The following is a 9,363-nucleotide window of genomic DNA, read 5'->3' as shown; positions in this document are numbered from 1 at the left end:
CCGTGACCGGCGCAACCGCCTGACGTCTCACACAAGCGCCTTGTTCCGACCTTGATCAAACAACGTGACATCGCCATCACAGCCGCTCCAAGATGGTCCCCAATGAACCTGCGACGGTCCCTGCGCGACCTGAAAATCGGCACTATCCCAGCAATTTCCTGAAATTGCGCATGAAGTGCCGGTCACTGTCTTAAATAATACCTGTCACATCCCCAACACTCTGACGCAATATCACCGCGATTGAAAGATGAAGCAGCTCACAATTCGACAAGCAGGCCGTCGAGATTTCAGTCCAACTGCCTCAACTGTCACACTCGGCCCATTGAGGCTTGGCCTAACGAATAGAATCTTCGAACTGCCATCTGAAAAACTGCATTTCATAAACGGAGGCGCCCCCCCGATCTGAGGCTAGCGCCCTAAGACCAGCACGAATTTGTTGCCGTTCTGACTCGGACAACCAACTCATGACACCGTCGTCACCTTTGTCGGGTCTTTGACAACGCTGTATTTCCTTAAGCGGCGCCCTTTTGCCGTCTAAATCGCTGGAATAGCAGCAGATATTTTTTGCCCACCTCAATTTAGCTGTCTGGCACGACTCTTGAAACACTTCATGCGAGGCGGCGGAAGCTGCCGACGGCATCCACGTCGCGGGACAACCGCGTTGGTTCAAACAAGTGAAGGAAAGAACATGGCAGCTCTGCGTCAGATCGCATTCTATGGGAAGGGTGGCATTGGCAAGTCCACCACATCCCAAAATACGCTCGCCGCTCTTGTTGACCTCGGGCAGAGGATTCTTATCGTTGGCTGCGACCCCAAGGCCGACTCCACCCGACTTATCCTGAACTCGAAGGCGCAGGACACGGTGCTGGATCTTGCGGCAAAGGAAGGTTCGGTGGAAGACCTCGAGGTCGAAGACGTGCTCAAGGTTGGCTACAGAGGTATCAAATGCGTGGAGTCTGGCGGTCCCGAGCCAGGCGTCGGCTGCGCCGGACGCGGCGTCATCACCTCGATCAACTTTCTAGAAGAGAACGGCGCCTACGACAATGTCGACTACGTCTCCTACGACGTTCTCGGCGACGTGGTGTGCGGCGGCTTCGCGATGCCGATTCGCGAAAACAAGGCCCAGGAAATTTACATCGTCATGTCCGGTGAGATGATGGCACTCTACGCCGCCAACAACATCGCCAGGGGTATTCTGAAATATGCCAGCGCCGGCAGCGTGCGTTTGGGCGGGCTGATTTGTAACGAGCGTCAAACCGACCGCGAGCTCGACCTCGCCGAAGCTCTGGCTGCTAAGCTTAATTCCAAGCTCATTCACTTTGTGCCGCGCGATAACATCGTCCAGCACGCTGAGCTCAGGAAGATGACAGTGATCCAATATGCGCCGGAATCTCAGCAGGCAGCGGAATATCGCGCGCTGGCTGAAAAGATCCACGCAAATTCGGGCCAGGGCACCGTCCCGACGCCCATCACCATGGAGGAACTGGAGGACATGCTGCTCGACTTCGGCATCATGAAGACCGACGAGCAGATGCTTGCCGAGCTTCATGCCAAGGAAGCGAAGGCGGCAGCCGTCCACTAACAGGCATGCCGACAAGAATGGCCCGCAGCTTTATGCAGCGCGCCATTCCACGCACCAATGCCTCGTTGATGAGGCTTCATCCGAACCTTTAAAAAAGGGGACAGGCCCAATGAGCCTCGACTACGAGAATAACAGTGATTTCCACGCGAAGCTAATCGAGGACGTACTATCGCAGTATCCCGACAAGGCGGCGAAGCGCCGCAGTAAGCACCTCGGTGTCGCAACGGGCGGAGAGGGATCCAGCGAGGGCGCGAACGCGGTTTCCGAATGCGACGTGAAGTCGAACATTAAGTCCGTTCCAGGCGTGATGACGATCCGCGGCTGCGCCTATGCCGGCTCAAAAGGCGTCGTTTGGGGACCGATTAAGGATATGGTTCACATCTCGCATGGGCCGGTCGGTTGCGGCCAATATTCCTGGTCACAGCGCCGCAACTACTACGTCGGCCTGACGGGCGTCGACACTTTCGTGACAATGCAGTTCACCTCAGACTTCCAAGAGAAGGACATCGTTTTCGGTGGCGACAAAAAGCTGGAGAAGGTCATCGATGAGATCGAGGAACTGTTTCCGCTTAATAACGGCGTCACCTTGCAGTCGGAATGCCCAATCGGCCTGATTGGCGACGACATCGAGGCTGTCTCGCGAAAGAAAGCAAAGGAGCACAACAAAACCATTGTGCCCGTGCGCTGTGAGGGCTTCCGCGGTGTGTCGCAATCGCTCGGCCATCACATCGCCAACGATGCGATCCGCGATTGGGTCTTCGACAAGAAGCACGTGGAATTCGAGTCCAGTCCCTTCGACGTTAATGTGATAGGTGATTACAACATCGGCGGCGATGCATGGGCCTCCCGCATTCTGCTCGAGGAGGTCGGGCTGCGTGTGGTCGGCAATTGGTCCGGGGATGCCACGCTGGCCGAAGTCGAGCGCGCACCGAAGGCCAAGCTCAACCTCATTCACTGCTACCGGTCGATGAATTACATCTCTCGGCACATGGAGGAAAAATACGGCATCCCCTGGATGGAGTATAATTTTTTCGGTCCGTCCCAGATCGAAGCCTCTTTGCGCAGCATCGCCAAGCATTTTGGGCCGGAGATCGAGGATCGGACTGAGAAGGTCATCGCCAAGTACCAGCCCTTCGTCCAGGCTGTGACGGAGAAGTACCAGCCGCGCTTGGATGGCAAAAGGGTGATGCTTTACGTCGGCGGATTGCGCCCCCGTCACGTCATCACTGCCTATGAGGACCTCGGCATGGAGATCGTCGGCACCGGCTACGAATTCGGCCACGGCGACGACTATCAGCGCACCGGTCACTATGTCAAAAAGGGCACGCTGATCTACGACGATGTGACCGGTTACGAACTGGAGAAGTTCATCGAGGGGATTCGCCCCGACCTCGTCGGTTCAGGCATCAAGGAGAAATACCCGGTACAGAAGATGGGCATTCCGTTCCGTCAGATGCACTCCTGGGATTATTCCGGCCCTTATCACGGCTATGACGGCTTCGCCATCTTCGCCCGTGACATGGATCTCGCCATCAACAATCCGGTCTGGGGTCTCTACGACGCGCCTTGGAAAAAAACGGCGGCGCCTGCAACGGCAGTTGCAGCCGAATGAGAGCCCGGTCTCTCGCGGCAAACCGTCGCGGGAGACTTGAAAAATCTCGAAGGTTTCTCTCTCGCCGCAAGTCGCGGCCAGATTTAAAGAGGTGACTACTATGCCGCAATCGGCCGAAAAAGTTCTCGATCACGCTCCTCTATTCCGCGAGCCGGAATACAGGCAAATGCTTGCCGAGAAAAAGCTGAATTTCGAATGCCCACACCCGGACCAGGTTGTTTCGGAGCAACGCGAGTTCACCAAGACCTGGGAATATCGCGAAAAAAACCTAGCCCGCGAAGCGCTTGTCGTGAACCCGGCCAAGGCCTGCCAGCCGCTCGGCGCAGTTTTCGCGGCCGCCGGATTTGAGCGGACGATGTCATTTGTCCATGGCAGTCAGGGCTGCGTTGCCTACTATCGATCACACCTGTCGCGCCATTTCAAGGAGCCGTCATCTGCGGTCTCATCTTCGATGACAGAAGATGCGGCTGTGTTTGGCGGCCTAAAGAATATGGTCGACGGTCTCGCCAATACTTATAAGCTCTACGACCCGAAGATGATCGCGGTCTCGACCACCTGTATGGCAGAGGTCATCGGCGATGACCTGCATGGGTTTATTGAAAATGCAAAAAATGAGGGCTCCGTCCCGCGCGATTTCGACGTGCCTTTCGCCCATACGCCAGCCTTCGTCGGCAGCCATGTCGATGGCTATGACAGCATGGTAAAAGGCGTGCTCGAGAATTTCTGGAAGGGCACGGCGCGCACGCAAGTCGCTGCTTGCATCAACATCATTCCGGGCTTCGACGGCTTCTGCGTTGGCAACAATCGCGAATTAAAGCGTCTGCTCGATATGATGCGGGTGACCTACGTGTTCATCCAGGACGCCGCCGACCAATTCGATACGCCTTCCGACGGTGAGTTCCGTATGTACGACGGAGGAACCAAGATCGAGGACGTGAAGGCGGCTCTGAACTCGGAGGCGACATTGTCGTTGCAGCACTACAATACGCGCAAGACGCTGGAATATTGCAACGAGGTCGGACAGGCGACAGCCTCCTTTCATTACCCGCTCGGCGTTACGGCGACCGACGAATTGCTGATGAAGATATCGGAGATTTCCAAAAGAGAAATTCCTGAGGCAATCCGACTGGAACGCGGAAGATTGATCGATGCAATGGCCGACAGCCAGTCCTGGTTACATGGCAAAAAGTACGCGATCTACGGCGATCCGGACTTCGTTTACGCCATGGCCCGGTTCATCATGGAGACCGGTGGCGAGCCAACACACTGCCTCGCCACAAACGGCACCTCAGCCTGGGAGACCGAGATGAAGGAGCTCTTCGCATCCTCGCCCTTCGGCAAGGATGCGCAGGTGTGGGCGGGCAAAGATCTTTGGGCAATGCGCTCACTACTTTTGACCGAGCCGGTGGATCTCTTGATTGGCAATTCCTATGGCAAGTATCTTGAGCGCGACACCGGCACGCCCCTGGTTCGGCTGATGTTTCCGATCTTTGACAGGCACCACCACCACCGCTTCCCCCTCATGGGCTATCAAGGTGGGCTACGTGTCCTAACGGCCATCCTCGACAAGATCTTTGACAAGCTCGATTGCGAGACGATGCAGCCGGGTGTGACAGATTATTCGTACGACCTCACTCGCTAAGAGCGGCGGCCGGCTTAGGCCGGCCATCTCCCAATCGAACCTGAAGGCCAACGCAATGTCCCCGCACACCCTCAAAATCCAAGATGCGTTCGACGAGCCTGCCTGCGAGAGAAATCGCAACAAGGACCCCAAGGCGCGCAAAAAGGGCTGCTCCAAGCCGTTGATCCCCGGAGCGACAGCCGGTGGTTGCTCCTTCGACGGGGCCAAGATCGTGCTGCAGCCGATCACTGACGTCGCGCATCTGATCCATGCGCCGCTCGCCTGCGAAGGCAATTCCTGGGATAATCGCGGCGCTGCGTCTTCTGGTCCCACGCTTTGGCGCACAAGCTTCACCACTGATCTTACCGAACTCGACATAGTGATGGGGCACAGCGAGCGGAAGCTCTTCAAAGCGATCCGCGAGATCAAAGAGGCGTATGCGCCGGCTGCAATCTTTGTCTATGCAACCTGCGTTACGGCGATGATCGGCGATGACATCGAGGCGGTTTGCAAGCGCGCGGCGGAAAAGTTCGCCATACCGGTGGTGCCGGTCAATGCGCCGGGGTTTGCGGGTTCTAAGAACCTCGGTAACAAACTTGCCGGCGAGGTGTTACTCGACCACGTCATAGGTACGGTAGAGCCGGATGACCCAGGCCATCACGACATCAATATCCTTGGCGAATTCAACCTCTCAGGCGAATTCTGGCTGGTGAAGCCGCTCTTGGACAGGCTTGACATCCGTGTCCGTGCCTGCATTCCGGGCGACGCGCGCTATCTGCAAGTTGCTTCCGCGCATCGCGCACGTGCAGCTATGATGGTGTGCTCAACCGCCCTGATCAACCTCGCTCGCAAGATGGAGGAGCGCTGGGACATTCCCTTCTTCGAGGGCTCCTTCTACGGCATCTCCGCCACCTCCGAAGCGCTCCGGCGGATCGCTGAATTGCTCGTAATGAAAGGCGCCGACACCGAGCTCCTTAATCGCACGGAAGCGCTTGTCGTGGAAGAAGAGGAAAGAGCGTGGAAGAGGCTGGAAGTCTATCGGCCCCGGCTCGAAGGCAAGCGCGTGCTTCTCAACACTGGAGGCGTGAAATCCTGGTCAGTCGTCCAATCGTTAATGGAAATCGGCATGGAGATCGTCGGCACATCGGTCAAGAAATCGACGGCCGATGATAAGGAGCGAATCAAGCAAATTCTAAAGGACGAGAACCACCTGTACGAGTCGGTTGCACCGCGCGAGCTTTACTCGATGTTGTCCGAGCAAAAGGCTGACATCATGTTGTCGGGCGGTCGCACGCAGTTTATCGCGCTGAAGGCGAAAATGCCTTGGCTCGACATCAATCAGGAGCGACATCACGCTTACGCCGGTTATGACGGCATGGTGCAGCTCGCACGCCAGATCGATCTCGCAATCCACAATCCGATCTGGGCGCAGGTGCGCGAACCGGCACCGTGGGAGCAGGCCATGACCACCGAGGAGAAGTTGGAAGACAGAACAGCAAGTGCATCAAATTTTGCCGGCGAAACCGCCGGTGATGACTGTTGAGGTAATCTTATGGCCCGCATCCTTCCCCAAACTAAATCGGCGGCGATTAATCCTCTGAAATCGTCTCAGCCGCTGGGCGCTGCCTTCGCCTTTCTTGGCATCAATGGTGCAATGCCTGTGTTCCACGGCAGCCAGGGGTGTACCAGCTTTGCGCTGGTGCTGCTCGGAAGACATTTTAAGGAATTGATCCCGCTGCAGACGACGGCGATGGATGAAATTGCAATTGTCGTCGGCTGCGCGGATCACCTCGAAGAGGCCATCCTTAATCTCAAGGCCCGCGCAAAGCCCCGGCTGATCGGGATTTGCACGACCGCACTGGTAGAGACCCGCGACGAGGATGTCGCTGGGGACCTAGCCACCATCAAACGCACGCGGGCGACAGAACTCACGGGTACGGAAGTGGTGCTCGCCAGGACGCCGGACTTCGACGGTGCGATAGAAGAGGGGTGGTCCAAAGCTGTTACCGCTATGATCGAGGGAATCACTCGGCCCCGGACGCAGTATCGCGATCCGAGGAAGATCGCGATACTGCCCGGCTGGAACATAACAGTTGCCGACATAGAGCATCTGCGCGAGACGGCCGAGGGCTTCGGGCTCAAACCGGTGATACTGCCCGATGTGTCCGGCGCGCTTGATGGCACCATCCCCGACCACTGGATCCCCACAACGTATGGCGGCACGAAAATAGAGGACATCCGCGACCTCGGTGCCGCGATGCAATGCATCGCCATCGGCGAGCAGATGCGGCGACCGGCTGAAGCGTTGCAGCGGCTAACCGGCGTACCATACGTGCTGTTCGAGTCGCTCACAGGCCTGAAGAACGCGGACCAGCTTATCCGGCTGCTTACAGCAATGTCGCGCGAACAAGCGCCTGCCAATGTCCGTCGCAGCCGCATGCAGTTGCAGGATGCCATGCTCGACGGACATTTCCATCTGGCTGGCAAGAAGATCGCAATCGCCTCCGAGCCGGATCAGCTCTACCAGTTTGCAGATTTTTTCACTGGCATGGGTGCGGAAATTACAGCCGCCATCACCACGACAGGGTCTTCAAAAATACTGCAAATAGTTCCAGCGGAGACAGTTCAGGTCGGCGATCTCAGTGACCTGGAACACCTCGCCCCGGGTGCCGATCTTCTCGTCACGCACTCGCACGGCAGGCAAGCTGCAAAGCGTCTCGACATTCCGCTAATGCGTATTGGCTTTCCGATCTTCGACCGCCTAGGCAGTCAGCACAAACTTACAATCCTGTATCAGGGGACGCGCGACATGATCTACGAGGTTGCCAACATTTTTCAGGCTAACCAACACACGCCGACTTCGGGCGCACCTAATCCAATCCGTAGCGGGGAATTGCAAAATGACCTCAACTCGTCGTCTCTCGCTCGTCAATGATGGGTTCCACGAACAGCGGCCAAAACGGCAAATCGGCGTACTGCGGGTAGCAATCGCCACTCAAGACATGAGAGGACTGAACGCGCATTTCGGGTCGGCTAAACGATTTGCCATCTACGACGTGACGCCCGACGCGTGGAGTCTCGTGGAAGCCGTAGTGTTCGATGACGTTTCCGATGAGAGCGGAACGCATCGAGCCGATGGTGATAACAACATCGCTCCAAAAGTGGAAACGCTAAGGGGTTGCCAGCTCCTATTTTGCCTGGCTATCGGCGGGCCTGCGGCAGCCAAGGTTATTGCGGCAAAGATCCATCCGATCAAGGTGCCGCAGCCTGAACCCATCGACAATGTGCTAGCCCGCATTCGGACGATGCTAAGGACGGCGCCCCCACCGTGGCTTCGCAAGGTGTTAGCCCAAGCGGGCGCCGCCGGAAAGAAAGCCAGCTTCGAAGACGAGGAGTGAATGATGACAACGCGATCCAATCCCGCGGTTATTCCAGCTGCCAGTGACGACAAGAGCCTTGAAAAGCCCTTTATCAAATGCCTCGTGCGGCTGATCCGCGCTGAAGATACATACGGACGGTGGAGAGGCAAGTGCGACGTCGAACTGCTGGACAACTTCACTGTTCCGGAGGACCAGCGCCGCGCAATTCCAATCATCGGCGATCCCGATCCGTATGTCCTGTGGAGGCTTAAAACCTTTTACACCGCCGTCGGCCTTGGTAAGGAGCGCTCAGACTTACTGGTGTCGCGGACGATGGAGATCAGCCAAGAGGGCTTCGGGCGGGTGTTACTTACGACCAAACGGTTGGTCCTGCTGTCAAAGACCCTGCGTGACGTTCATCGGTTCGGTTTCAATAACCTTCGCAAATGCGCCAAGACCGGTACGCAGTTAGTCAGCGATGCGGTCCAAGTCATCGAAGCTTATCCGGATCTCGCGCGGTCGTGATGGAAACGGTGTTGGAGAACGAGACCATGTCAGAACTTCAAGAATTGAAGAAAAGGGTGTGGAAGCTGGAGGTGCGCGCTTGGTATGCGAAGATGGAATTGCACGACCTCGCCGAAGAGTTTCCGGTCAACTGGACCGAAATTACGGCAGTTGCGGAGAAAACATTTCATGCCTTTGCTGAGTTGGACGCTGCAAAAAGAGAACTCGCTGCATCGCAGGATTCAAAATGACAAGCTCATGCGTGACCCGCGACGGGACCAAATGGATGCCGGAGTATTTAGCTTCCATCGATCGACTGATGTGCATCGGCTGCGGCCGCTGCTTCAAGGTCTGCTCACGGGAGGTCATGCATCCTCACGGTATCGACGATGCAGGTGAGATTCTCGGTGTCTGCAATGGCGAGGAAGACGACTTCGATGGCGAGCTCAATCGAGTGATCATGGTCGTCGATTTTCCCGGCCGCTGTATCGGATGTGGGGCCTGCGCCCGCGTCTGTCCAAAAAACTGCCAAACTCACATCGCGAGTGGCACGATTGCCGAATGAGCGAGGAGGAACCGGGAGAATGTAATGCGGCGATGTCACGTTGTTTGATCAAGGTCGGAACAAGGCGCTTGTGTGAGACGTCAGGCGGTTGCGCCGGTCACGGCTTTCCACTGCGCCATT

9 protein-coding genes are annotated in these 9,363 nt (G+C 56.8%); all 9 read left to right on the top strand.

Annotated elements, in window-relative coordinates; all coding sequences use genetic code 11:
* Positions 1–688 precede the first annotated feature (688 nt).
* The 9 genes from nifH to fdxB all read left to right on the top strand — a co-directional run bounded on the left by nifH (position 689) and on the right by fdxB (position 9,243).
* Positions 689–1,582 (top strand): nitrogenase iron protein, encoded by an 894-nt coding sequence (gene nifH / locus BN1800_RS38250; protein ID WP_027513822.1) that lies wholly within the window; start codon positions 689–691, stop codon positions 1,580–1,582.
* Positions 1,583–1,691: 109 nt separating this feature from the next.
* Positions 1,692–3,194 carry a nitrogenase molybdenum-iron protein alpha chain gene (gene nifD, locus BN1800_RS38245; RefSeq protein ID WP_027513823.1) on the top strand — a complete coding sequence of 501 codons (1,503 nt, stop codon included), beginning with the start codon at positions 1,692–1,694 and terminating at the stop codon, positions 3,192–3,194.
* Between the two features lie 100 nt (positions 3,195–3,294).
* Positions 3,295–4,836 (top strand): nitrogenase molybdenum-iron protein subunit beta, encoded by a 1,542-nt coding sequence (gene nifK, locus BN1800_RS38240; protein WP_027513824.1) that lies wholly within the window; start codon positions 3,295–3,297, stop codon positions 4,834–4,836.
* A 55-nt stretch (positions 4,837–4,891) separates the two neighbouring features.
* Positions 4,892–6,358 (top strand): nitrogenase iron-molybdenum cofactor biosynthesis protein NifE, encoded by a 1,467-nt coding sequence (gene nifE, locus BN1800_RS38235; RefSeq protein ID WP_027513825.1) that lies wholly within the window; start codon positions 4,892–4,894, stop codon positions 6,356–6,358.
* Positions 6,359–6,367: 9 nt separating this feature from the next.
* Positions 6,368–7,750, top strand: coding sequence for a nitrogenase iron-molybdenum cofactor biosynthesis protein NifN (gene nifN, locus BN1800_RS38230; RefSeq protein ID WP_027513826.1), 1,383 nt, complete (start codon positions 6,368–6,370; stop codon positions 7,748–7,750).
* Positions 7,716–8,213 carry a nitrogen fixation protein NifX gene (nifX, locus tag BN1800_RS38225; protein ID WP_027513827.1) on the top strand — a complete coding sequence of 166 codons (498 nt, stop codon included), beginning with the start codon at positions 7,716–7,718 and terminating at the stop codon, positions 8,211–8,213. Before nifN ends, nifX begins: the two co-directional genes overlap by 35 nt.
* Complete coding sequence (locus tag BN1800_RS38220) at positions 8,214–8,699, top strand: NifX-associated nitrogen fixation protein (RefSeq protein WP_087005979.1); 486 nt, start codon at positions 8,214–8,216, stop codon at positions 8,697–8,699.
* A 26-nt stretch (positions 8,700–8,725) separates the two neighbouring features.
* Entirely contained in the window at positions 8,726–8,929 is a 204-nt protein-coding gene (locus BN1800_RS38215; protein WP_027513829.1) for a CCE_0567 family metalloprotein, read from the top strand.
* Positions 8,926–9,243: a ferredoxin III, nif-specific gene (gene fdxB, locus BN1800_RS38210; RefSeq protein ID WP_027513830.1), complete on the top strand. Its 318-nt coding sequence runs from the start codon at positions 8,926–8,928 to the stop codon at positions 9,241–9,243. Before BN1800_RS38215 ends, fdxB begins: the two co-directional genes overlap by 4 nt.
* Positions 9,244–9,363: the final 120 nt, after the last annotated feature.

Source organism: Rhizobium sullae, from assembly GCF_900169785.1.
GTDB lineage: Bacteria > Pseudomonadota > Alphaproteobacteria > Rhizobiales > Rhizobiaceae > Rhizobium > Rhizobium sullae.
Note: the sequence above shows the minus strand (reverse complement) of the source record. Positions and strands in the feature narration are given on the sequence as shown.